Source organism: Ornithinimicrobium sp. INDO-MA30-4, from assembly GCF_021535045.1.
GTDB lineage: Bacteria > Actinomycetota > Actinomycetes > Actinomycetales > Dermatophilaceae > Ornithinicoccus.
Genome location: NZ_CP091056.1, coordinates 2,124,843 through 2,148,799 on the forward strand (window position 1 = coordinate 2,124,843; position 23,957 = coordinate 2,148,799).

Sequence of the window (23,957 nt, forward strand, 5' to 3'; positions counted from 1 at the left end):
ACCCGACGATCGCTCAACCGTGCACTGCGCACACCTAACCCGCGTGGTTGTGCTAGTAGATCACTGGTGCGTTGGCCGGCGGAACGGAAGCACCTTAGCCTGCTCGCTTTGGTGAAAATCAAGATCTGTCCAGTGATGAACGAGAGACTGCTTCACGCCCGTGCGTGAAGCGACGAATTCAGGATCGTTACCCAGGCCACGTCTGATGGCTTGAGACAAGAGGCGGGGCTCTTCCGCCGCGACCGCTACTGGCTCGACTCGTCGCCAACCCTGAGAAGAGTGCTGGATGTACAGACTTCGCGCTCGCGCGCGACTAATGACCCGCAAATCTGAGGCTCGCTTGATCAAAGCAGCAACGCTAATCCCATAGTCAGCTTTCACCCGGAGATAGCCATGGAGCGTAAGGGACTCAGTGATTCGAGAACGTACCACCGCCGCTGGCATGAGCATGGCGCTAGCGAATCGAAAGGCCCGTAGTTCTTCTGGGGAGCGAGTGCCTGGAATAGGCACGGAGAGGGACTCGTCGTAGATGAGGTGACCGAGCTCATGCAACAGAGTCATTCGGCTTACTGCTGGAGGGAGGGAGCCAACCGTCGTCACCAAAGGCCGATCATTGCTTGCACTGGGGCGAGACATTCCGAAATGATCCAGGTCGCAGACATCTCGCGGAGCGAGTTGGTGTATAACTCCAACCCCGAGTCGCTCAAGAGCCCTGGTCACGTTCGGAATCGGGACGTGAGGATCGAGTCCTAAGCTTTCCCTGATCAACTCAGCGGCCTCCTCTTCCTCGGGCATGGACAGGCGGGAAAGGTCCGCGGCTCGATACCCGGAAGATTGGGACGCGATGCGGAAAAGGCGGGCTGCTTCGCCAAACATGGCCTTGACGTAGTTCTCGTCTCTCACACTTGCTTTCGACGACTTACGGAACGTGGCAACGCCCGTCTCTGATGGGCCCGGAGACACGCCAAAGAACTGCTCGGGCAGTTGGAACTCACGACAGGCGACTTCAATAACCTCCCGCGGAAGCGGCTTAAGGTGCTTCTCAACTTGTGAAATGAAGCTCTGCGAAACGGACAAGCGCACCGCAAGATCGCCTTGGCTAAGCCCCTCAAGGTGGCGCAGAGCCAGCAGCCTAGCGCCGCGCGGCTGCTTCTCAACTAGCGGCGACATCGCCCTCGTTCTCATCACGGTCAATCTCTGCGAAAAGGTCATCATCCTGCGCCGCCCCGACGAACTCCAGCGAGGCAAAGATCCCCCGGAGGGCACAATCTCATAGCTCAGGTCAATTGGAACCTTCGAGCCGTAGATCCCCGGCACCAGGGGGTGGACAACGCGGAGCTTCACCGCCGCGCCGTCCTCGGCCGTGTCCCAGAGAGCGAGCAAGCGAACCTGCTCACTCGTTGCGCGCTGGCTTTCCGCCACGAAGCCAAAGGCTCCTGTCGCCAAGCACGCTTGCGAGCGTTGCTCGCACCTGCAACCGGCACACCCCGGGATACGCACCGCGACGCTCCTTGAGGAGGCGCAACTCGAGATTCTCCTGCGCGTTCGTAAGAATGGTCTGCCCCATCAGACGGGGATTACCCGTTATATGCCAATGCCCGGGCAGTCCATTGGCCAGCCAGTGCTCGCGCATGAAAGCCCGCGCGCTTAGGGGGACCAGATAGGGGTAATCACCTCCATTTGAGAGAGGCCGAAGCATCGCCTGTGCCTCCGCGAACCCAGTCGTAACCCCTCGTACAGTTCAACTGAAACAGCATCAACGCATCGCTCCACGCGGCGACGCATGTCTTCGTTGGTCATATATGAACCCTTCCATAGAAACTGGTTATATAATAACCACAATTGAAACACGCTGCGGGCACACGCGTCAAAGTTTCAGAGGTGCTGTCAATCACTCTCACGGTGACGCCGACCTTCGCAGGGACACCAGCCACTACTGTCTCTTCCACACCTTGGCGATTGAGCGGCTTCAAGCGAGAAGGCCCCATGCCCGCGTACATCGTGGCGGCTCACCCAAGCGGCCCGCCGAGGCTGGTCACCGATCTGGCTGGCCAGTCGATCGGCGCAGGCGATGAGGTCGTTTCTGATGCCGAACTGCCCGGCGAACGAGTAACGCGTCCAGTTGCGGGATTTGTCTGGTGGAAACCCGAGGACGGCCCCAGCCTCTTCCCAACCCTTCGCATCCATCCTCATTCTGACGAGGATCAACGCGCTGACGGCACGGAGAATTCGCTGGTCCGGTCGGGTGGAATCACGTAGGTGATCGGGCAGTGCGCATGGCCAGACCAGTTGCGGAACGTCGTCGACATCCCAGTCTTGCTCAACCACGGTTCTTGCGCATGCAATGGTGAGCTTGCGCTGAATCAGGGTGTGGGCCCGACCATGCCGGCTGAGAACCTCGTCGACGACCGGCCGTAGCGCAGCGGATGGTTGCGTGATGCGATCAAAGGTATTGACGTTCGGGGATCGGATTCCGGCGGAACGCACCCACTCTGCGACAACATCAGCAGCGGACACGACGCCCGGCGCCGTGGCGATCGGTTCGACAGCCGCGAGCAAGTGATCGATGAGGTCGGGATCCCGGGGTGGGTTGGCCCACCGGTGGGTTCGGCCCCATTCTCCGGCATCTATAGCACCCAGACCAATGCCGATCCCGATTGCGGCCTGCCATCCTCTGAGCACTTGTAGCGAGGTTCGCTTCGAACCCGCGAACCTACCCCGACCATCAGTGATGGTCTCGGTCATGAGTCGGGCACGCCTAAGCCTGCCTGGCTCAGCACTGGCTGTCGCCTGTTCGGAGAGGTCCGCTCCGCAGACTTTTACATCTGGTTGGGCATGGGTACACAGTCGGCCGTCGGGCACAACGCTGCTGCGGGATGGCGCCGAGCCGTGAAGTCCATTGCCCAACCCAGGGACGCCTCCACACTGGTGACAGGCTCCGCGCAATTGAGTGCGGTGCTGCACGCACGCAGTGATCCATGGCACCCGCCACCGCATACGCCACACCCTCCATCCTCAGCCAAACAATTCGGGCAGAAGGAGCTACCGGCGAGCCATACCCAGGAGCGATGGACCGTTGCCCTCGTTCCAGCCAGGGTGTTCCCGTCCGCCAACCCACTGAGATCAAAAGCCAACTGGTCATATGACTTCAGATGCATCTCTGCCACCCGCTTCGGCAGCAGCCCGAGCACCGGTGCTACGCGCTCAATGTTGTCGCGAGACATGTCGACGCCGAATCGGCCTGGCCAGTCACCACGTCGACCGCGAAGGGCCAGGTGGCTACCCAGACATGCGAGGGTAGTTCGGTGTTGGGCTGCTCGCCGGTTGAGGTAGGACGCCCAAGATTCATCAGCCAGTGGCTCCAGAGCTAATGGGAGGCGGGTCAAGATTGCTCACCCCAAAGTTTGCCGAGAGCCCGGCGAAGCAACTGGCCGTGCTGAGCCTCAAAGTGGACCATGGTTCCATCGCGGACTGAAACTCTTAGAGTTTTCCCTTGAGAGAAGGTGCAAGCCCACTGGTCGATTAGCCATGCGCGAAAGAGAGTCAGGTTCAAGGGGCCCACAGCCCGTTGGCCAAAACTGAAAGTGCGCCTATCCCGCACCAGCGAAGCGCGGGCCCGATAGTCAACCGCTTCGAGAACGAGCGCCGAGGATGACGCTTGGCACAAACCCCAGAACTGTTCGGCGCGGCCCTCTCGTTCGATTCGAACAAGGTGTTTGAGGAAGAGCGTCGCAGTTCCCCTCCGGTGACGTGCTGGCAACGAATCTACGACTGCATCGAGAGTGGCCCCATTCGAGGCGAGAACAACTCCGAGCGCCGCGACCATTCTCGCCTGCTGTAAATCCGCTGGTTGGAGCAGATCTCCTAGCCCCCGATCAAAGTGATGCATCGGGAGCAGGTGGGGGAAAAGGACGGTGCATTCGTGTGCCCAAGGGGCCCGGGGCGTGAAAAAACTTGGCTGCCTTTCCGATCGGCAAATCTGCTATTCCTTGGTAATCCGGGTATCCATTCGATCCGGTCCTAGCTACAGCCTCACAGAACTTCTCAAGTGTCGTCTCGGGTGCCTCCTCAACAAGGCGATCCCACGCAAGACCTGACCCGGCGAATAGCTGAGCCATCTGTAAGTTCAACTGGGCGTAGTACTGGACGTTCCGCGCCGACGGCACCAGCCGGGTGAGCGCCTCCTCCTGCGCGGCCACAACGGCAGCAGGAACATCCACATCGGCACTCGAGGCTTCGGTTGACCGCAACACTATTCGGTGGCGAATACACACCAAATGAATTCGAAGTCGCCAACTCATCGCGCGGAACCCAGGAGACTCCAGCGCACATTGGCGGCAAACTCGGTCCAAGAGAGAGTTGACCAAAGAGCCCCGCGGCCGCACTCGAGGGTTGGACGGAACCTCTGATGCTCCCTTAGCCCGAGGCCCCCGCCCCCGTCTCTAAAGCGCAGCACGGACCCGCTGTAGGCCGTTAAATGCATTGCACCAACATCCTCAGGCTCGATGTTGAACAGCGCCCCCAACCGGGCTGCACCGTGGTCGGACACGGAAATACCTGCTGTTATCCCGCTCCACGTGTTTTGTTGAGTCTCGCTATCGATTCGGCCCAAGAGACGTCCCGGGCTCGACGAATAGACGCTGGCAACGCGGCCAAGGTAGCCACGCCACCACTCCCCGGGCAGGGTCTAACACACAACGGTAGGCGCTCAGTCATTCTGTCCCCATAGGCAATCCGGCATGTGTGGCGTTGAGTGCGTCAAGGTCAAGGTCAGTGTCGTGCCAGATCGCGTATGAGGCTGCTCGTTTGGCCCAAATGACAGCGAGGCCAGGTCGATGTTGGCTACCGTCAACGAGGCGATGGAGAACACGTCTCTTCGTGAGATGGACCGCGCCCCGAGGAGAAGGAAGCATGAGTCGTTGGGTGAGGCCCAGACCAAGGCGTTCCCAGTCGCCCACCTCCCCAGGTTTCGGGAGCGCCCACTGGCCGATGTCGATCCAGCACGCTCCGCGAAGTCGAACTTGCTCTCCAGCAGATCCCTGGAGAACTCCCGACTCATGAAATCCAGTGCCGACCAATACGATCGTTGCCGGTAGCCCGGTAATGAGCCCCTTGAGGATGTCGGCTAAGAGCCGTGATTCCTTGCTCTGTCGGGCTCCGATACCGTGGCCATCGTCAATGATGATTCCCCGCAGGCCGATGCGTGGAGCTAGCCTCCGAATCGCTTCCAGATAGTCAGCACTCGAGGAGCTCGCCCTCAGTGGAGGACAACCACAAAAAGTCCAGATTGCTCTGAGGAGGGACAAGCCTCGGGCCAGTTTGGGTACTTCGACATAGATCCACGGGATACAGCGATCGTGTCGGGGGTCGTCAGGTTCGTGGGGTAGCGCGCTCCAGATTTCGCGGGTCTCACTGAACGCGCAGAAAAGCGCAGCGTGCGTCTTCCCGCTCAGGGGTTGGCCATTCAGGATGACGCACGTTGCGCTCCCGTAAGCCGAATGGTCATTCTCAAAGTGAGCCCTGCGGATGGCCGTGCGGACCGAGTGAGTGTCCCGCGTGGCAATGGTCCCCACTCGCTGATTGTGAATATCGAATTTGCGTCGTAGCGCATCAGTCACGACAGGTCCCTGCTGTGGCGGCGGGTTCATGCCGCTAACGAGTTCCTTCCAGTCATCGATGTTCTGGGGCATGAGCCGGCGCGAGATCTGAGTTTGGCCGCTCATGTCAGCCCCCAGCCAGGCTCCATGTCGGCGAATTCGTCGTCGAAGACGATCTCGTCGTCCAGGTCGAGTTCTCCGGGAAAACCGACAGGCCCCGCATCTACGTACGTGGGCGGCTCTTGGGCCTCTTCGGGCGGAGGGAAGGCAAGGGCCCGGACCTCCTCGCTCGCCTCTTCCAGGTCGCTAGCAAGCGCATGTTGTTGAGCTCCCTCGATGGAGGCGTACCGAGCGTCGCGCGGGCTGGCGAATACACCCTCGCGCCAGCGAGAGATCAAGGCTGCCTCTGCCCTGTGACGCTCATCCTCGGTTGAGACCCGATGGGTTCCTTGGCCCCGATCTTCGTCAGCAATTTTTTGAACGAGCCCGCTCATGGGCCGAGTGCTTGGTTGCGGTCAAAGGCACGCATCACGACCATCCACCGCCGCTCAACAGGGTGGACGAGGAAGATCCGGGTCCTATCGAGTCGGTCAAAGAACACTGTCAATTTTCGCCCTCTCGCACCGATTCCTGACATCACCACCGATCTCAGCGACTGGAGGTCGCTGGAGTTGTAGGTAGTTTGTGAACTCGTATGCCCGCCGGGCTGAGCTGTCTTTCAACCTGCTGGAGGCCCTTCAAATATGCGAAAGGATCTGTTGGAACATCGATCTCACCAAAGGTAGTCACATAGTCAGCCCAGACCCCCGCGGGACTCAGGTCGCGATCTGAGCCATGTGCGTCTGTTAGCCCCGGTGGGGTTCGTGGGAGTAGATATCGATGATGTACTCCCACAGCATGTCCTGAAGGTCCAATGGCCTGATCGAAACAGCCAATTCCAACTCGAGGGGACGGTTGAGAACGTTCTGACCCTTGTGGATTGGCATGGTGCTCTCGACGTCTCCAAGGACGCGGTGGACTGCTTCGACGACACCTTGGCATGCCCACGCCTAGGCGGGCAAAAAACCACGTCAATGCCACACTCCGCTGCGTACCTCAACACATGGTCACTGGCATTCTCGGATCCGTGATCGAAAACAATCGTGCCCGGGTGAATCTTCGGTTTGCTGCCGATGACCTTCGTCGGCGTTGCTTTTACCCCATCTGGTCGTCGTTGATCACAACAAGTTGCGGTACGCCGTGCCAGTGCTCCAATTCATAGGGGTAACCAGCCCGCGAAACCGTTGGTCTGCCCATCTGTGCAATCAGCGCACACACCTCGCGTGATGTGGCGGCACCCACGCACACACGTAGTGCGACAAAGCACCTGGTGTAGATATCGATGGCGCTGAGAATGACAGCGGGCACGTACACGCCCTGTGGTCCCAAAATGGCGACGGTTGTTGGAGTCGCATCAATCTGAACCAACTCACCGGGCCGGCTCACACGCCGGGTGCCGTAAACAGCCACCGGCCTGCTCGCCTCACTGCGACGTGTCTTGGCTGCATGATGCAAGCTCAGCCCCTGGAAACTTCACCTACCAAATACGACAACTGATGCTGCGTGATGCCGACACCAACGCCTTCATCCACGAGGCGGCTCCGGACCTTCGCGAGGAGTTTTCGCTGCGTCTTGTGAGGGCGCTTCTGCTCATCGATCACTTCAGCCCTGACGACCTCCAATACGGCCGGATCGAACTCGTCCAACCGCTGCGAACGTGTAACTCTGTTTCCATGAATAAGAGCATCTGGCCCTTCATCAATCCGTCCGAGCTGCTTGTACAGCTGCGCTCTTGACGCACCGCCTCTCCCAGTGCGCGGAGTTCTCGTGACTTCACCATCAAGCGTTGAGCCGAAGTGGTCGTGTTCGGATCGTATTCAGGGTTCAGTGTCCCGGCACGCCGGTCACCCTCAGCATCGCCTCGGGGAGAACCACACTGGATCTGAAGCAGATCTCGGTATCGCTTGAGGATGGGCCGCTGGCTGGGCTCAGGCAACTCACACAGCATGGGGGAATGGTGCACCCCAAAGACGTCTCCGGACGGCGCCTGGCGGCATGACAGCCGGTCACGTGCCAGGGAAATCCATGGAACTCTGGTGCGGTGATCTCCATGGTCTAGGAGCACGACAACTCTGCCGTCGTCATCTCTCACGACGGCCTCGATCTTTGCTGGCCCCGACGGCAATGAAACGTCCGACCCAATGCCCAGGGACGTGCGCCGGCCAGTCTTGTTCACAGGGCTCTGAGCCATGGGGTTGCTCCCTTCCTCGGCGAGTGAACCTGATGCTGGTGTCGCGTTCGATGGGACGATCCAGATCAATAAACACACACGCATGCGAAATGAGGTCCCAGAGCCGGGCATACCCGGAGGGCCCACCTCCGAGGATCTGTGAAGCGCGTTGCACGTCCAGGCCCCCAATTGCTTGGCGCAACGACCTCGCCGCGGACATCCGGTCTTGGCGGATGTCGGTGCACCGGCACGCAGGAAGTTCACGTTGCATACCCTCTGAGGCGTCAGCTCTGTTCTGAGCTGGAAACTCCAACCAATCGCTTCACACGTGGCCCTGGTCAGCCGCAGGATCGCAAGTAGACGTGGATCCTCCACCTTGGACACTGTGCTGATGTCAACGACGGCATTTCTGTTGTCCCACCTCAAAAGGAAGTCAGGTATGTGGGTGCGCACCCCGCTTTTGAACACCCACTCCAGTCGCGCGAACTGGGTGGAGACCTGCGAAGGTTGGCGGTCAAGCAGCAAATCTCGAAGGTGTTCTTGCTCGTTGAAACCTCGCACCACACTGAACGGGCGCCCTCGAGTTCATTGGGAACCACGACCCTGGAGAGGTAATTGGTCATGCCTTTGTGCGATGCCGGACGCCTCACAGCGAATAGGTCGTCTGGACGAAAACCCTAAGCCCTTCGACATTGACCGTGCTGACGACGGGCTCGTTCGCTGCACCGCGGGTCAGTGTGGTGGCAAGGGCCGATTCAGCAACTTCGTTGCACTGCGCGGAGTCCGAGGCGGCGTCAATCACGTCAGACCAGCTCGCTGGTCTGACGTCCATGGCAGGGATGAAACTGACCCTCCGTCCAAGACGATGAGGAACGGCGGTTTCGAGAGTGTTCATGGGTTAGCTCCAATCGCGAGGAGCTACCGTTGACTTGGGCGTGTTTCATCGCCACACTGAGACAGGTAGCCCCATCGGGGCAGTCAAAGAATTAGATGGCGGATGTCACCGCCTTCGCGTCAAAGCCGGGTAGCAGCCCGGCTTTCGTCGCGTCTGGGGGGCAATGGGCTCCCAGCACTTCGCCCGGTACGCGTTACATCGCCTGCACCTCCCAAGCCAGCGACCAACGCTGACTCACCCACGGCGCTGACCGTTCGTCCCGTGTCATCAGCGGCGTCATAGAGAAGTCGAGCGACTGAGGGCGCTAGGCGCAGCTCGACTCGCACGTGGCCGTCGGTTTCCAACGGATGCAGTCGCGGACGACCGCGACGCGAATTTTGGACTCCTGATCGACCATCATGACCTCCGGCGGCGCTCGATGTTTCCATGAGGCCAGAGGGTCCGTAGCCGTTCTTCCTGATACGGGTCGGTCAACTCCGTCCAGTGCACAGCGAGCCAAGGCTCCTCACTGTGGATATGTCATGGAACTTACCGGTATTGCTTTGGGATGGGAAGAGCCGGCACTGAGATCACCGTGGCTCGGCTCCCGTTTCACGGCCCACAGTTAGGCGCCCATGGGCAGGGTTGCCGTGCAACACAGGCCGAACACCGCCCGCCCTGGCCATGCTCCCCGCGGTTGACCTATCTCATGCCCTGACGGCCCACCGCATCAGGCGACAAAGTTGCTCCCAGCACATCCCCCACCGATCCCAACAGATGGTTCATCCCCAACTTCGAGATCATGACCCACAACCGCTCAACGCTCTCAGCGACACAGCGTTGAACAGCCACCACCACCTCATCACCCGCACCCGCTCGGAGGGGCTGTTGCCAGCATTGCGCCCAAAGATCCGCCACCCCAGGACTCTTCCGGGCAGCCTTTTCCACGGCCAACCACATTTGTACTGGTGATGACTCCTTGGGAGGATCATCTCCCCCATCTTGTTCAAGTTATAGAACCGCCCCGACTTCCCGTAGTTGGCCAACGCATCGAGCATGGGAATCAACACAGGATCCTCCCTAACACCCTCGACCAGTTCCCTCACATAGTCAGTGCCCTCTGCCCCCGCTCTTCTAACTTCGGAAGAACCGTGGCGTATAAGTCCCCGATGCTGTGGCTGTAACGCTTCATCACCTTGGTTGACGGCCACTCGTGGTCCTCATCCAGCGCGATCACACCAAACGTCAGCTTCAACAGCTTCTCCACCCCGATCGACAATATCGTCATGATCGGGTCCTGGTCGTCTCCAAGAACTCTGTATCCCGCAGCACCCGCACCCCATACCCCAGCAAGTTCCGCGTCGACTCCACCTCAGCAAGAAACGCGACCGACTGATCCAAACTCAAGTGATCCAAGGGCCTAGACGCCACCAATACCTCCACGTTCAACCGTTGAATGGGCTCTCCGCGAAACAAAGGCACCTCGAACGCAACTGTGGGGTTCAGGCTGGATCCACGCACCCATAGATCCGCGTTCCCTGTGCGCGCTAGCGACTTCGGCCCGCTTAGAGCCAACGACTCATTCGAATGCCGTGTCTCAAAATCTGGGTCGAATATCTCAGTTTTCCTTCTGAAACCCACTTTTGTCTCATGACGTCTCATACTCATGAGTATTTCTCTAATCGCTCCCCGCTGACATGATCGTGATCGCTGTACTCGTTGCTCGCCGCCTGCGGCTCAAGCTCCACCTGGTGATGATTCTCCTGGTGGCGGCCACTTTGCCACGTCATACGGACTTTCCATCGCAGTCACGGCGAGCGATCCCTCGACGGCGTATTTGGTGACACATACTCGGGGTGGGAGTTGGCCCTTGGCGCGGCCGTCGCGCTATGGGTTGCTCAGTGGGATCGAATCCCAACCGGACTGGCAAATGTCGTGGGTTGGCTAGGCCTGGTGATGATCTTCGGCTCCATCCTGCGCATGGACAACACCACCGCGTTCCCCGGGTGGATAGCGATCATCCCCACCCTCGGTGCGGCGTTGGTGCTGGTCTCGGGCAGTTCGGCGTCGAGGCCAGGGCCCGGCGTGCTGCTCAATCTGGCCCCGATGCAGTTCCTGGGCTCGATTTCCTACAGCTGGTATCTCTGGCACTGGCCCTTTGTCGTGGTGGCGATGTCACTCTTTGGCACCGGGCACGACGTGCCACTGGGGTATGGCGTGGGCGCCGTGCTTTTGTCCTTGGTTCCCGCGTGGTTGTCCTACCAGTATGTGGAGCAGCCCACCCGCCGGGCGGGCAAGAAGGCCTCCACGACAGCGACCCTGCACCTTGGCGCTCGATGCACCCTTGCTGGGGTGACCGCCGGAGCACTGTTGGTGGTGGCCGCTCCGGTAACGGCTCCTCAGGTGGATCCCACGTGGGCCACCCCAAGCAACGTTTTGGCTGCCCAGGGTCTCGATGGCGCGAAGGCTCTGGCTCCAGACCCGGCCGTGTCACCGGCGGGCGCAGTGGTTGATGATCCGGGCCCAGCGACCCCGTCCTTGGGTGACCTCGAAGCAGATATTCCGAGCTATGTGCCAGAAGGTTGCCGCCGCGGTCTCGAGGACCCAACGGTCGGTCAGTGCCTCAGCGGCGATCCCGACGGGGAGTTTGTCATGGCTGTCGTTGGCGATTCGCACGCGGGCCAATGGACCAGTGCGCTGAATCAATTGGGCCTGGTCAACGGCTGGCGCGTCGTGGCGATGACGAAGTCCTCGTGCCCGCCGATTTATGAAACCACGGATGTGGGCAGTGACGTGGCGAGTTCTTGCTTGGCCTGGAACCGTGACCTGTCGGCCGCGATAGACGACCTGAACCCGGACTTGGTCCTCATGTCGAGCGCCAAATATTTATCCTCGGGGGATGAAGTGATCGGCAACGGCCTAGTCGCTTCGGCCGATCGCTACACGGATGATGACACTGATGTTGCCCTGATTCGCGACACTCCTCGGCCAGAGGAGAACATGGGCGATTGTTTGCTCAAGAACGAAACGACCATGTCGGCCTGCGCCTTTGATCGCGCTGGCGGGTTGTCGCGGTCAGGCACCGGGCACAGCGTGTTTGCTGCCCAGGCGAGCGGCGCTGGCTTCATTGACCTGAATGAGTGGATCTGCCCGCAGGAGACCTGCGCGCCTGTCATCGGTGGGGCTGTGGTCTATCGAGATAGCAACCACGTCACCAACACCTACATCCTCACCCTTCAAGACGCGCTGGAGGGGGCGCTGCTTGAATACACGAAATGAGGCTGCGTCCGCATGACCTGCCAGAGCAACCAACCCCATCCGATAAATCGGATCACCACGAAGATGCCGTACCCACCAGGGTCGAGGCCTCGGCCAGGGTCGGAGGCGTCGGCGATCCGCAGCCACACTGCTTCAAAGTGGATGATCTCCGTCGCGGCCCAGATCAAGTGATCACGCCACGACACAGCACTAAGCGCCACGAAGGGCAACAGCCACAAGCCCGTCTGAGCAGAGACTGATTGGGCAGTTAACGCCACGATCAGCGTCATCGGTGCAGCAATCGTCAGGATGCTGGGATGAGACCTGGTGGTGGCCAGTCGATAGCCCACACCTGCGGCGACGAGCCAGCCCAGCAGGGAAATGCCCGTGGCGGTGCCGCTGGAGATCGGCACCCCAGCAGACTCCACCACCAACATAAGTGAGCCATAGCCGGGGCCCGCGGTCAGCCATCCGCGTGGGGAGGCCAGCACGGCGTTGTCATACAGCAGCAGCATCGGCAGATAGATCGCGACGGCTGATAGCACCGACGCCAGCGCGGCCTGCAGGGCATCGTTGACCCGCCGAGCGGGGATGGAGACCAACACGATGGCTAACAAGAAGACCAGCGGATAGGGCCGCATCAGGAAGGCGACCCCGAGTAAAGCCCCAGCGAGGACAGGGTGCCGGCGTTGCCAAGCCCAGAGGCCGTAGATCACCAAGATGACGCCCAGCAGGTCAACGCTGATCAGGGCCAAGAACACCAAGACGGGGCTGGCGGCTAGATGCGCGGCCTGCCACGGCCGGCCAGGCTGCATCGCCACAACGGCCACGATTCCGGCGGCTAGCAGGATCAGACAGACCAGGGCCCACATCACGAAGAGCGAGCGTTGGGCCGCGATATCTCCGCCGGAGAAGGGGAGAGCCACGAGAGCACCCACATCGCCAAGCCACTCAAGAGGGGCTGATCAACGGGGGTCTCACCGGCATACGGGAAGTCGCGGGTGGCGAGCGAGGAACTGACATTCACGACGGTCACATCGCTGTAGCAAGCTCGCCAGAATTGGTCGGGCGAAACCCAGCCCTTCATGAGGCAGTGACCTTTTGGAACACGCCCAGAGCCATCACCGCTGAAGCCATCACCATGAGCGCCGCCATGATGGCGCCCACCCCGTCACGGCCGACCACGGCATACCGGCCTAACGGGCCCCCGATGGCATTGCTGGCCATCGCCACCACCGGGTCGGAATGAGAGGGCACATCAAAGGGTGGGGGCTGCGCCGATGCGCTGCCCCACCCTTTGATGGAGCGGTACTACTCACTGCTGCAGACTAGCCGCCGTCGCCAGCATTGCCGCCGGAGTTGCCTCCTGCGTTGCCGCCGGAGTTGCCGTTTTCGCCGGAGTTGCCTCCCGCGTTCCCGCCGCCTTCGTTCCCGCCGCCAGGATCAACGGGGGTTGTGGGCTCGGGCGCGGGTGCTGGCTCAGGTTCCGGAGCAGGCTCAGGCTCGGGGGCGGGCTCTTCCGTGGTCGGCTCGGGGGCCGGTTCCTCCGTGGTCGGCTCTTCCGTGGTGGGTTCCTCGGTGGTCGGCTCCTCGGTGGTCGGCTCTTCCGTGGTGGGTTCCTCGGTAGTCGGCTCCTCGGTGGTCGGCTCCGGAGCGGGCTCAGGCTCGGGGGCCGGAGGAGCGACGCCATTGCCTTCGTTGTCCTGATAGCCATCGTTCACACCGACGCGAGCCGGGAACTCCAGCACCTCTTCGCCATCAAGGGCGAGGCGCATGAACTCACCCCAGATCGCGACTGGGAAGGAGCCACCAGTGATCTGGTCAATGCCACCAATGTCCTGCATTGACTCGGTGCCATCGCCGCGAATCATCAAGACAGTCGACTGCAACTGCGGGGTGAATCCGCTGAACCACGCTGACTTGTTGTTTTCACTGGTGCCCGACTTGCCGGCTGCGGGGCGACCAAGATCGCCTGCGCCGGTGCCTGAACCTTCGGTGACGACGCTGGTCATGGCGTCCGTGACGTCAGCTGCGATGTCGGCATCAATGGCTGACTCAGTCTGCGGGTCTGCCGTGTAGTCGTAGATACCGTTGGTGCTCGACACGTCGCGCACCAGGTAGGTGTCGGCCAACTCGCCCTCGGCTGCGATCGCAGCGTAGGCGTTGGCCATCTCCACCATTCGCGGCGAGGCCGTGCCCAGCACGTTAGCGAGGTCATCGGTCAAACCGGTGGTGTCTTCGGGCAGACCCAGATCAAGGGCTGCCTGCCGAGTGGCATCTGCACCAATATCGGCGTTCAACTGCGCATACACCGTGTTGACGGAGTTGGCCGTAGCCCGCACCAAGTTGATGTTGCCGAACGACTCGTTCTTGAAGTTGTTGACCTCGTACGGTTCCGCAGCGTTCGGGTCGCCGATGATCTGCGGTGAATTGCCGTTATACGTGTCATACGTGCTGGTGGTCTGCTCCAACGCGGCAACCAACGTGAAGACCTTGAACAAGGAACCGGCCTGAGCCTGGGTGTCCGTTGTCATGTTGAACTGCTCGGTCTGGTAGTCCGCACCGCCATACATGGCTGTGATGGCACCGTCACCGGGCACGACCGAAATCAGACCAACTTTCAACTCAGAAGCGTCCTCGGTCTGAGGCATCTCCTGAGCGATGGCTTGTTCGGCGGCTTCCTGGTGCTCTAGCTCAATGGTGCTGGTGATCCGCAACCCACCGCGGTCGATGTCAGTCTCGGGAATCTCAAGATCGTTAATCAACTCAAGCTTGAGTGCCTGAGCGATGTAACCGGAGGTGCCTTGCGTAGCTGTGGTCTCTTCCGGGTCCTGAATCTCGGGGAAGGAGGCGCTGTCTGCGGCTGCTTCATCGATCCAGCCCTGCTCCAACATGCCAGAGATGACGTAGTCGAAGCGCTCCTGCGCCCGCTCTTGGTTTTCTTCGCCCAGGGCCGGGTCAAACAACGACGGAGCGTTGGTCACGGAGGCCAGGAAGGCGCCCTCAGACAGCGTCAGGTCGCTCGCGTCCTTGCCAAAGTAGGCCTGCGAGGCGGTCTGAATGCCGTAGGCACCGCGACCGTAATAGATCGTGTTGAGGTAGTTGCCGAGCAACTCATCCTTGGTCTGCTCATTGTCGATCTTGACCGAGATCATCAACTCTTTGAACTTACGCGTGTAACTCTGCTCGGAGGTGAGGTAGTAGTTCTTCACGTACTGTTGCGTGATCGTTGAACCACCAGAAGTCGAGTCTGAAGTGAAGTTGTTGTACGCCGCACGGACCGTGCCGGTGATCGAAACACCCTGGTTTTCGTAGAACGAACGGTCCTCAGCAGATAGCATCGCCTTCTGCGCAGTGTCGGGAATCTCACTCAACGGGATGGATTCTCGGTCGTTGCCACCCGTGAATCGGGCCAACTCGGTCTCACCATCGGCGTAGTAGATGATGGAGCTCTCAGAGGTTGCGAACTCATTCGGGTCCGGGATGTCGGTGGCGGAGTACGCCAAGAAAACCGCGCCTGCCCCCAAGATCAACCCGACGAAACCGAGGCCAATAAACCACAGCAGCAGCCTCTTGGGCAGGGATTTCTTGTGCTTTTGCGCCTTCTTGGCGCTGGCTCGAGTCTGCGGTGGCTTGGTAGAGCCATTCTGTGAACGCCGGCTCACGCGGGTCCTCCTGTGTCGGCGGTAATTCGGTCAAGGCAATAGCCCGATTTATGAGTCTACGCGGATCACCTGTGCATTCGTCATAAATGTATCGATGCGATATATTCGAGCAGTTGTCTTCATCCACTACTGCCCGGGAGACCTGACTTGAGTCGTCGTTCAGACATGCTCGAATTGGCGATTCTTGGGCTGCTGCAGGACACCGAGATGCACGGCTACGAACTTCGCAAGGAAGTTCACCGAGTGCTCGGCCCCGTGCGCGCCCTGTCATACGGGACGCTCTATCCGCGGCTGCGCCTGATGGTGGATCGAGGTCACCTCATGGAGGTTGACCGTCCCGTTGCAGGTCGTCGAGCACGCATTACGTATGCCGTGACGCCCGCAGGTCGTGAGTACTTTGAGTCACTGCTCACCAGCGCTGGCCCCAGCGCCTGGGAAGACGATGCTTTGCGGTGCACTTTGCCTTCTTTGGCCGCACCGACCGAACCGTGCGCTTGCGAATCCTGCAGGGTCGTTGCGCGCGGTTGGAGGAGCGGCTGGAGCAAGTGCGGGCCAATGGCCCGGCGCGGGCTGGCAGCGCTACTCAAGACAACTACATCACCGAGTTGCACCGGCATGGTGTGGAATCCGCCGAAGCCGATCTTCGTTGGATCACCCGCATGATCGAAGCCGAGCAACTCACACACGATCGTGTTGCCACCCACCGTGGTGACACCCGGGACAAGGAGTAATCAATGGGATCTGTGCGCGTCGCCGTTGTCGGCGTTGGTAACTGCGCCAGTTCGCTGGTGCAAGGTGTGGAGTACTACAAGGACGCCGACCCTACGGCGGTCGTCCCGGGCTTGATGCACGTTGAGTTCGGTGAGTACCACGTCCGTGACGTTGAATTCGTCGCTGCGTTCGATGTGGACGCCAAGAAGGTCGGTTTCGACCTGGCCGAGGCCATTGGCTCCAGCGAAAACAACACCATCAAGATTGCCGATGTCCCGCCGACAGGTGTGTCCGTGCAGCGTGGTCCGACCTTGGATGGCATGGGTCGCTACTACTCCGAGACCATTGAAGAGTCTGAGCGCGAGCCGGTCGACGTCGTCGCAGCGCTGAAGGAATCTGGCGCCGATGTGATGGTGTCCTACTTGCCTGTTGGCTCCGAAGAGGCTGACAAGTTCTACGCCCAGTGCGCACTCGACGCCGGTGTGGCTTTCGTCAACGCCTTGCCCGTCTTCATCGCTTCCGACCCGGTCTGGGCCGCCAAGTTCGAAGAGGCCGGTGTCCCGATCATCGGTGACGACATCAAGTCGCAGGTCGGCGCCACCATCACCCACCGCGTGATGGCTCGCTTGTTTGAAGAGCGTGGCGTGGCTTTGGACCGCACCTACCAGCTCAATGTTGGCGGCAACATGGACTTCAAGAACATGCTCGAGCGTGAGCGCTTGGAGTCCAAGAAGACCTCCAAGACGCAGGCCGTGACCTCGAACATTGAGAAGGACCTCGGCGCTCGCAACGTGCACATTGGTCCTAGCGACTACGTGCAGTGGCTGGATGACCGCAAGTGGGCCTATGTCCGCCTTGAAGGCCGCGCTTTCGGTGACGTCCCGTTGAACCTGGAATACAAACTTGAGGTCTGGGACTCCCCGAACTCCGCTGGCATCATCATCGACGCCCTGCGCGCCGCCAAGATCGCCAAGGACCGTGGCCTCGGTGGCCCGATCCTGTCGGCGTCGTCTTACCTGATGAAGTCGCCCCGCAGCAGCTGCCCGACTCCGAGGGTCGCGCAGCCGTGGAGGCCTTCATCCGTGGTGAAGACCCAGCAACCGTGGCCGCAGCCAACTAGGACTGCCACGTAAGCACTTCTTCAAGCGCGGGTGTGCCGGAACTAAAGTTTCCGTCATACCCGCGCTAGCCGCGAATGCTGACCCGATCCCAGCAGATCCACCGGACCCGTTTAATGAGGGTCCGACGCTGGATATGTTGCCCCTGTCCTCTCCGCCCCGCGCGCCGCTGACGCCAGGCCGTGCGACCTGGGAGTCAGCGGCTTTCCCCGCTTGGGCAATGCTCGGTGCACTACAGTGCCGATTGTGCACAGTTCCGTCCTCGTGAGAGGACCAGCCACCCGTGTGATGCTGGTCGCTCAGCAGCCTTCGCTGGCCGTCGTCAAAGAACAGATGAGCCAGTGGAGTGCTTGTGCGCCAACGCATTTCAGCGTTTGGGTGAGTGGAGATGGCGCTGATGAGTTGGGGGAAATCGAGGGAGCAGAAGTTTTCTGGGTTGCTCGGCCTTCCAGCCTGACCCGCGTCATCAGCCGCCCTTCACGTAGTCCTAGGGGATGGGCCAAGCAGCTAGGCGGCGACGAGGTTTGGCGAAATGCGGTGGCCCAAAGCGATGTCATTGTCGGACTCGATAAGGTGTCCCAACGCGCGCTCGCGCTGATCGACACGGCGGCGACGGTGCTTTCGGTCTCAGCGATAGGCGAGACATCGCGGGCAACGCTGAACGCCTGGACTGAGTGTCTGGAACAGGCAACCTCCGTCTTGAGCGACACCCACCTTTCTGCGATCAAGGTAGAAGCGACGCGTTCAGCCCTGCAGACCCTCGACACCTTGGACCTCGCCGCAGCCCCAGCCGCATTAGCTCCGTGGCGCGAGATGGCCCTGTTGGCTGAGGCCCTCTGCAGATATTTGCCTGCAACGCAGGCAGGTGTGGCTTTGGATCGGGTTAAAGCCAATGCCGCGCAGGGCCCGCCTGGGTGATCGAGACTCTGGAGGCCTGGCAGACCGTGCTGCGCTGGAAGTCCGAGAACCCGCCGAGCGACCAAGAGTCGGACCAACAAAGCAGTGCTCTGCTCGCGACGGCCGATTGCCAACTGCCACGAGATCCCGCTCTCGCGATCATCCTGACCGCCGCAGCCATGGAGCTCATCTTCCACCGCTCGCGAACTGCGGAAGTCGACGAGTCGCCTTTAGTCAGCGATACCGCGCGCCATTTGGCCGCGTTGCGCTCTTCACACACGTGGACGCGCTTGGGCGATGAATCACGTCCACGACCTGGAGCCGCCAAGGTCCGGGGAAGACGTGTGTCCCCAGGTAAGCTTCGGCTGCTGGTGATGCCTGGTGCCTACGGCCAGTTCCATCAGGATGTCGTTAACGCTGTGGGTGGTTTCGCCAGCATCCAGGTTGCCAAAACTCTGAGCTTTCGCGATTTCACCAAGCGCCGTCCCAGCTCGAGCGACTTGCTGCTGCTGGATGCGATGCGGCAAGGCAGGGTCGATCTGGCTGAGCAGACCATTGACGGGGAGCCTGTCGATGACCCACTGCTTGCCCGGTATGTCGCTGCCCTCGCTCATCTGGCCAAGCTGTTGCGCCGTCGCGACGTCGTCCTGGGCGACTGGGGAGATGCCGCGACCATGTGGGCCTCCCACCTGCGCCCTAAGGGCACGCGCTATGTCACCCGCCTGCACAGCCTCGACTTGCTCGACCCATGGATCCACTTGATCGACTGGCGTGGAGTCGACGCAGTTGCTGTCGCAAATCCGTCCATGGGGTCATTGTTCACGCAATTGGTGGGGGATCGGACAAAGAGCAAACGACCCCAGGTAGTGCAGCCCTACCGCCCCGACCTCAGCGAAGAGCCAGCACCCAAGACTGCCGGTGCTAGCGGCAATCTGGGGATGGTCGGTTGGGGACGCAAGGTGAAGCACGTCGACTTTGCTCTTGACCTGCTTGAGCGCGACCCTGCCCGCCGGCTGGTGCTGATTGGCCCGGGCTTTGATGTGAATAGTGATAGGGACGCGTGCACCTATCAGGCGCAGGTGCAACACCGCATAGCGACGCTGGGTGATCGTGTGCAGGTGGTGGGCCAGACCTCAGATGTGCGCTCACACCTTGCCGATATCGGCTTCATCATCAGTTCCAGCACCCGTGAGGGGTGGCATCTAGGTTTGATTGAGGGCGCAGCCTCAGGGTCGGTGCCCATCGTGCGCGACTGGCCTTTGCTAGACACCCACGGCGGTGCCGCCCAGTTTTACCCCGCTGAGTGGGTGGTGAACGATGTCGCCGAAGCCGACAAGCGCATACGTGAAGTGGTGGAGTCGGGTTGGGAGCAGGCTAGCGGCCTGGCGCGTGAGCAGGCACTTGCCCACTTTGACCATTCCGCGACCCGAGATCGGCTCTTGCAAGTGGTCATGCGCCGCTGATGCCCTAGCTTCGGCAGGCATGAGAAACTAACTGGTTGTGAGCACCGAAACCGCCCCACCGCCCCGGCGCTTTAGACGCGATATCGAGGGTTTGCGTGCCCTGGCGGTTGTCTTCGTCTTGATTCACCACGCAAGCGCATCACTGTTGCCCGGCGGGTTCATCGGCGTGGACATGTTCTTCGTCGTTTCGGGTTTCGTCATCACGACCCAACTGGTCAGCGAAGTGGAACGCACTGGAACGGTCAACCTTCCAGGTTTTTATGCTCGGCGAGCAAAACGCCTTCTGCCCGCTGCGGCCATGGTGCTGGTCTTCACCGCCATCGTCAGTTGGCTCTTTGCTTCGCGCATTCAGTGGTCTCTGATTGGCACCGATATCGCCGCGTCGGCCCTGTATGTCGTCAACTGGGTTTTCGCTGCCCGCTCCGTCGACTATTTGGCTGAGGACGTCGAGCCCTCACCCGTCCAGCACTTTTGGTCGCTAGCGGTTGAAGAACAGTTCTATGTGATCTGGCCGCTGCTGATCATTGGCTTGGCACTGGTGAGCCGTTGGCTGGTGCGGCGAAGTGAGGCCGCTGGCGAGTTCCGGTTGCCGCTACGGGGCACGTTGGCCATTGGCCTGCTCGCGCTTGTCGTTGTGCCTTCGCTGACCTGGGGCATCTACTACACGATGGCGTCGCCCGAGCGTGCCTACTTTGTCACGACGACTCGGCTCTGGGAGTTGGGTATCGGTGCGCTTGTTGCAGTCCTCGCCCCGACGTGGGATCGGTTGAGTCAGCGGGTTGGCGCCATCGTCGCGTGGCTCGGCTTGCTGCTGTTGTTTGTTGGCCTGGCACTCATCACTCTTGAAACTCCCTGGCCCGGAGCGGCAGCCTTGGCCCCGACGCTAGCGACCGCCTTGATCATCGTCGGTGGATTCAAGGCCGAAGAGCAAGGGCCGGTGCGCGTGCTGGGGCTTAGCCCCTGGTGTGGATTGGTGGGCTGTCTTACTCGTTGTATCTGTGGCACTGGCCGATTCTCTCCGCTGGCGTCTGGATCTGGGGCGATGCGGGCTTGCTGCAAGGCCTCGTGCTTGCTGCAGCCTCCGTGGTGCCGGCCTGGGCTGGATATCACCTGGTGGAGAAGCGTTTCCGGTATTCGAAGGCGATGTCTGATTCCCCTCGATACGCACTTTCTATCGGCGCCAACTTCACCTTGTTGGGTGCTGTGGCTGGTTTAGTGTTGAGCGCCGCTGCTGTGGGCGCCCAGCAACAAGAAGTAACTCAGGTGGCGGAGGCCGACTTCGGTCTGGGCACTGGACCGGATGACACCCCGCTGTTTCCAGTGATCACCCCTGACCCTGGTCAAGCAACTGCCGACGTGCCAGACGTGTACGCACGTGGGTGCCAGGTCGCAGTTGAGGACACCGAGGTCGTTCCGTGCTTGAGTGAGAGTGCCACGACGGGTGATATTTCGGTGGCGGTTGTTGGCGACTCCAAAATTGCTCAGTGGCTGCCGGCTCTCGATGCGATTGCTGTTGAGCAGGGCTGGCAGTTGACGAGCTACACCAAGAGTGGTTGTGCGTTTAGTAGCGCCACACAAACCGTCGGCGACGACACCTACCCCGAGTGCGTGACTTGGAACGAGGAGCTTGAGGGGCTGTTGGTCGGAGCAGAACCTGACTTCATCGTGACGAGCGGGGTGGTTTCGCAAGCGGTGGACGGCGACGGCAAAAGCCAAGAGGCGATGAGCGCCGGGTATGTCGAGAAGTGGAACACTATGGGTGAACTGGGCATACCGGTGGTGGTCATCTCTGACACCCCGCAGCCGGAGCCAGGGGTTACTCCGTATGAGTGTGTGGCAGAGAATATGGACAACCCGAACGAGGCTTGCTCGTGGCCCTCCGATGGAGGCAGCGGTAGTGACACCCTCCTCGCTGCCGTTGACCAGGTGCCCACCGCGACATACCTCGATATGAATCAGTTCGTCTGCCAGCAGGACGTCTGTTCCCCGGTCTATCGAAACGTTCTGACCTACCGTCAGGGCTCGCACATCACCGTCACCTTCGTGGAGTTGCTGCGCGAGACTCTCGCCGATCAGCTGGTGCCGGCAGTTGAAGCGTCGTTGAGTTAGGCGCTGCTGTCTAGCTGCCTGACACGTCCAACTGTGGCATCGCCTCGGCGACGGCTTCACGCTGATCCGCTGAGAGGTGGGGCGCAAAGACCCAACGCGGTCGCCGGCCAAACCAGTCGAAGCACACGTCTGAGGCGGCTAAGAGATCCAGTGGTGGCTCTCCGGCAGCAACCTCAAGAGGCGCAGGGGTGAGCCACATCTCGATGCTGCCAACGGTAACGGTGCAGTCGGCATGCCCGAGCAGCAATAGCGCGGCCGGGTCAGTGATGATCAAACGCCCAACCCTGGCCTGAGTCAGTCGAGTCAGGGGCGAGAGCCGGGAGTCTGACTGAACGATGTCCCACCATGCGGTATGCATGTCGGCCCGTTTGGCTCCGGCTCGCCCAAAGGCTTCTTGGTGCCACACGCCAATGCGTTGCTCAGCAGGAAGCGCTGCGAGCACATTGCGCACCGCTTCATCGATGCCGGACTTGTGGTTTGCCGTGCGGAAATCACCGAGCACTGCGACATCGAGATCGCGAGGGACCGGATGGCCAGGCAAATTTCGTACAAAACTGGTGGGCACGCCGATCGGGAGGTCATCGCCCAGTGTCGAATCGGGAGTTTGTTCGGGGTGAGCCAGCAGCTCTCGATGCCAGGCCCGGTAGGCCCCTCGGAAGGCGTTGCGGTCCGGGGTGCTCCAACCGTAGGTGAAGTCGCCTCGAGACAGGCTCCCCATCCGAAGCCGAGTGATGGCTAGCGGCGTCCGGGTGTCGATCACTGGACCTGCCAACGCGACGAGGCGCTCGGCATACTCGGAGTCGGCGCCCTTACGCAGGGGCAAGAACGAGCCAATCTTGGCTAGAAGGAGCGTCGGAACATCAGGGACGAGGCGTTGTTGCGGATCGCCGGGTAGCCCAGCCACTGATGCGTCAGGTCATCTTTGGCGCGGACCGCGTCGCTGCGGGTAGCAGCGGCCTCGTCGGTGAAGGCGGCCACTTGATGCTCGATGCGTTGGGGGTGTGACCAGTCATCAGCGTCTTGGGTGGTCACATAGGTGCCCTTCGTGAGGGCTAGAGCCGCACGGCGTCCGATATAGCTGCCGCCATTGTGCTCCATCTGCAACACCGAGACCCGTTCGTCCATCGCTTCCGCCTGGGCGATGACGTCTTGGAAGGCTGGGCCTGAGGCATCGTCGACAATGATGATCTCGAGGTTGCGGTAGGTCTGTTTGATGATCGAATCGACGGAGGTCAACAGGCCTTCATCGGGGCTGAAACAGGGAATGATCACCGTCACTAACTCACCCGTTGCGCGACCAGCGACGGCGTCGGGGGCACTGAGGCGATCGAAGTAGTGCAGCGAGCCAAACTGCTCCTGCTGGGGGATCGCCAGCGGAGCCAGGCCAGCCTCGATGAAGGGGGCGGAGAGCGCTTTAACCCAGGTCTGCCAAGCATTGTTGTCAGGAGATTCAACCTGGGTTGGGTTTAACAAATCGACTTTCAGGTAGTCGGCGACAACCCCGGAAGCTTGGTGAGGCTGGCCATCATGGCACTTAGCTCTTGGTTGCGCCCCACTAAAAACATCGCTTGGGCAGCGACCTGATGGTGGTTGGCGGGCAATTGGGCCCACGTGCCCTGAATCGACTCAAGCCAGGTATAGATCTCGGCTCCGGCAGCTAATTCGCGCTCAGTCCGGCCTCGTCCGCACCAGAGGAGCGCTAGGGAGGCCAACGCGCGGTGGTCCCAGCCGGCTGATCGGGGTGCTCGGCCTGCGCCCGGTCGCACGATTTCAAGCAAAGATTCAGCGGTATGCAGTCCATGGGTGGCCTGCATGGCTAGCCCATCGGTGCTAAGTTCAGTGCCGAAACGAAGCCCAACTTGAGCCACTGCATCGGGTGACTTCGCTGCTTGCGCAACGAAAGTGGCCTTCGTCGCCGCCCCTGGTGCGGCAATGCCTCGGTTGAACCCAAACCACGATGCTGTGCTGTTGATGTCTCTCACCTCACGAAATGCGC

The 23,957-nt window shown here is 60.8% G+C and carries 24 protein-coding genes and 1 pseudogene; 9 read left to right on the forward strand and 16 right to left on the reverse strand.

The genetic code is table 11. The features are described 5' to 3' along the window. Positions 1-60 precede the first annotated feature (60 nt). Positions 61-1,422 (reverse strand): XRE family transcriptional regulator, encoded by a 1,362-nt coding sequence (locus L0A91_RS12785; RefSeq protein WP_235244776.1) that lies wholly within the window; start codon positions 1,420-1,422, stop codon positions 61-63. A gap of 459 nt (positions 1,423-1,881) precedes the next feature. On the opposite strand from L0A91_RS12785, the gene L0A91_RS12790 reads away from it, so the two are divergent. Beyond that, a complete protein-coding gene (locus tag L0A91_RS12790; protein WP_235244777.1) occupies positions 1,882-2,259 on the forward strand; it encodes a hypothetical protein in 378 nt (125 codons plus the stop codon). 560 nt (positions 2,260-2,819) lie between these two features. Here L0A91_RS12790 and L0A91_RS20005 read toward each other — a convergent pair. The 5 genes from L0A91_RS20005 to L0A91_RS12810 all read right to left on the reverse strand — a co-directional run bounded on the left by L0A91_RS20005 (position 2,820) and on the right by L0A91_RS12810 (position 7,082). Further along, positions 2,820-3,386, reverse strand: coding sequence for a TniQ family protein (locus tag L0A91_RS20005; protein WP_397333729.1), 567 nt, complete (start codon positions 3,384-3,386; stop codon positions 2,820-2,822). Between the two features lie 1,326 nt (positions 3,387-4,712). Then, positions 4,713-5,690, reverse strand: coding sequence for a TniB family NTP-binding protein (locus tag L0A91_RS12795; protein ID WP_235244778.1), 978 nt, complete (start codon positions 5,688-5,690; stop codon positions 4,713-4,715). Between the two features lie 29 nt (positions 5,691-5,719). Beyond that, positions 5,720-6,091, reverse strand: a complete 372-nt coding sequence (locus L0A91_RS12800; RefSeq protein WP_235244780.1) for a hypothetical protein — start codon at positions 6,089-6,091, stop codon at positions 5,720-5,722. 351 nt (positions 6,092-6,442) lie between these two features. Then, positions 6,443-6,583: a hypothetical protein gene (locus L0A91_RS12805; protein WP_235244782.1), complete on the reverse strand. Its 141-nt coding sequence runs from the start codon at positions 6,581-6,583 to the stop codon at positions 6,443-6,445. A gap of 208 nt (positions 6,584-6,791) precedes the next feature. Further along, positions 6,792-7,082: a hypothetical protein gene (locus L0A91_RS12810; RefSeq protein ID WP_235244783.1), complete on the reverse strand. Its 291-nt coding sequence runs from the start codon at positions 7,080-7,082 to the stop codon at positions 6,792-6,794. Positions 7,083-7,192: 110 nt separating this feature from the next. Here L0A91_RS12810 and L0A91_RS12815 point away from each other — a divergent pair, with 110 nt between their 5' ends. Continuing rightward, on the forward strand, positions 7,193-7,432 hold the full coding sequence (locus tag L0A91_RS12815; protein ID WP_235244784.1) for a hypothetical protein: 240 nt from the start codon (positions 7,193-7,195) through the stop codon (positions 7,430-7,432). A gap of 1,080 nt (positions 7,433-8,512) precedes the next feature. On the opposite strand, the gene L0A91_RS12820 is transcribed toward L0A91_RS12815, so the two are convergent. The 3 genes from L0A91_RS12820 to L0A91_RS12830 form a co-directional block, all read right to left on the reverse strand. Next, positions 8,513-8,668, reverse strand: a complete 156-nt coding sequence (locus L0A91_RS12820; RefSeq protein WP_235244785.1) for a hypothetical protein — start codon at positions 8,666-8,668, stop codon at positions 8,513-8,515. Positions 8,669-9,540: 872 nt separating this feature from the next. Further along, entirely contained in the window at positions 9,541-9,810 is a 270-nt protein-coding gene (locus tag L0A91_RS12825; protein ID WP_235244786.1) for a hypothetical protein, read from the reverse strand. Positions 9,811-9,842: 32 nt separating this feature from the next. Next, positions 9,843-10,028, reverse strand: coding sequence for a hypothetical protein (locus tag L0A91_RS12830; protein WP_235244787.1), 186 nt, complete (start codon positions 10,026-10,028; stop codon positions 9,843-9,845). A gap of 575 nt (positions 10,029-10,603) precedes the next feature. Here L0A91_RS12830 and L0A91_RS12835 point away from each other — a divergent pair. Next, on the forward strand, positions 10,604-12,019 hold the full coding sequence (locus L0A91_RS12835; protein WP_235244788.1) for an acyltransferase family protein: 1,416 nt from the start codon (positions 10,604-10,606) through the stop codon (positions 12,017-12,019). Here the strand turns inward: L0A91_RS12835 and L0A91_RS12840 are convergent. From L0A91_RS12840 to L0A91_RS12855, 4 genes are all read right to left on the reverse strand, one after another. After that, positions 11,977-12,924: a glycosyltransferase 87 family protein gene (locus L0A91_RS12840; protein ID WP_235244789.1), complete on the reverse strand. Its 948-nt coding sequence runs from the start codon at positions 12,922-12,924 to the stop codon at positions 11,977-11,979. The two genes, L0A91_RS12835 and L0A91_RS12840, sit on opposite strands and share 43 nt — an antisense overlap. Next, on the reverse strand, positions 12,870-13,085 hold the full coding sequence (locus L0A91_RS12845; RefSeq protein WP_235244790.1) for a hypothetical protein: 216 nt from the start codon (positions 13,083-13,085) through the stop codon (positions 12,870-12,872). Before L0A91_RS12845 ends, L0A91_RS12840 begins: the two co-directional genes overlap by 55 nt. Further along, positions 13,082-13,255 (reverse strand): hypothetical protein, encoded by a 174-nt coding sequence (locus L0A91_RS12850; RefSeq protein WP_235244791.1) that lies wholly within the window; start codon positions 13,253-13,255, stop codon positions 13,082-13,084. The genes L0A91_RS12845 and L0A91_RS12850 overlap by 4 nt, the downstream gene beginning before the upstream one ends. A 71-nt stretch (positions 13,256-13,326) precedes the next feature. Further along, complete coding sequence (locus tag L0A91_RS12855) at positions 13,327-15,663, reverse strand: transglycosylase domain-containing protein (RefSeq protein ID WP_235244792.1); 2,337 nt, start codon at positions 15,661-15,663, stop codon at positions 13,327-13,329. A gap of 147 nt (positions 15,664-15,810) precedes the next feature. Here L0A91_RS12855 and L0A91_RS12860 point away from each other — a divergent pair, with 147 nt between their 5' ends. The 6 genes and pseudogenes from L0A91_RS12860 (at position 15,811) to L0A91_RS12885 (ending at position 21,961) form a co-directional block, all read left to right on the forward strand. Continuing rightward, positions 15,811-16,326 carry a PadR family transcriptional regulator gene (locus L0A91_RS12860; protein WP_235244793.1) on the forward strand — a complete coding sequence of 172 codons (516 nt, stop codon included), beginning with the start codon at positions 15,811-15,813 and terminating at the stop codon, positions 16,324-16,326. 71 nt (positions 16,327-16,397) lie between these two features. Further along, positions 16,398-17,494, forward strand: a pseudogene (locus L0A91_RS12865) (inositol-3-phosphate synthase). A 286-nt stretch (positions 17,495-17,780) separates the two neighbouring features. Then, positions 17,781-18,410: a hypothetical protein gene (locus tag L0A91_RS12870; protein WP_235244794.1), complete on the forward strand. Its 630-nt coding sequence runs from the start codon at positions 17,781-17,783 to the stop codon at positions 18,408-18,410. After that, positions 18,407-19,852, forward strand: a complete 1,446-nt coding sequence (locus L0A91_RS12875) for a hypothetical protein (RefSeq protein WP_235244795.1) — start codon at positions 18,407-18,409, stop codon at positions 19,850-19,852. The genes L0A91_RS12870 and L0A91_RS12875 overlap by 4 nt, the downstream gene beginning before the upstream one ends. Positions 19,853-19,889: 37 nt before the next feature. Continuing rightward, a complete protein-coding gene (locus L0A91_RS12880) occupies positions 19,890-21,068 on the forward strand; it encodes an acyltransferase (RefSeq protein WP_235244796.1) in 1,179 nt (392 codons plus the stop codon). Then, on the forward strand, positions 21,044-21,961 hold the full coding sequence (locus L0A91_RS12885) for an SGNH hydrolase domain-containing protein (protein ID WP_235244798.1): 918 nt from the start codon (positions 21,044-21,046) through the stop codon (positions 21,959-21,961). Before L0A91_RS12880 ends, L0A91_RS12885 begins: the two co-directional genes overlap by 25 nt. 10 nt (positions 21,962-21,971) lie before the next feature. Here the strand turns inward: L0A91_RS12885 and L0A91_RS12890 are convergent, their stop codons facing one another. Genes L0A91_RS12890 through L0A91_RS12900 form a run of 3 tightly spaced genes read right to left on the reverse strand, consistent with a single transcriptional unit; the run spans position 21,972 to position 23,943 of the window. Next, complete coding sequence (locus tag L0A91_RS12890) at positions 21,972-22,865, reverse strand: hypothetical protein (RefSeq protein ID WP_235244799.1); 894 nt, start codon at positions 22,863-22,865, stop codon at positions 21,972-21,974. Further along, on the reverse strand, positions 22,802-23,434 hold the full coding sequence (locus tag L0A91_RS12895; RefSeq protein WP_235244800.1) for a glycosyltransferase family 2 protein: 633 nt from the start codon (positions 23,432-23,434) through the stop codon (positions 22,802-22,804). The genes L0A91_RS12890 and L0A91_RS12895 overlap by 64 nt, the downstream gene beginning before the upstream one ends. Positions 23,435-23,442: 8 nt before the next feature. Next, entirely contained in the window at positions 23,443-23,943 is a 501-nt protein-coding gene (locus tag L0A91_RS12900; RefSeq protein ID WP_235244801.1) for a hypothetical protein, read from the reverse strand. Positions 23,944-23,957 lie beyond the last annotated feature (14 nt).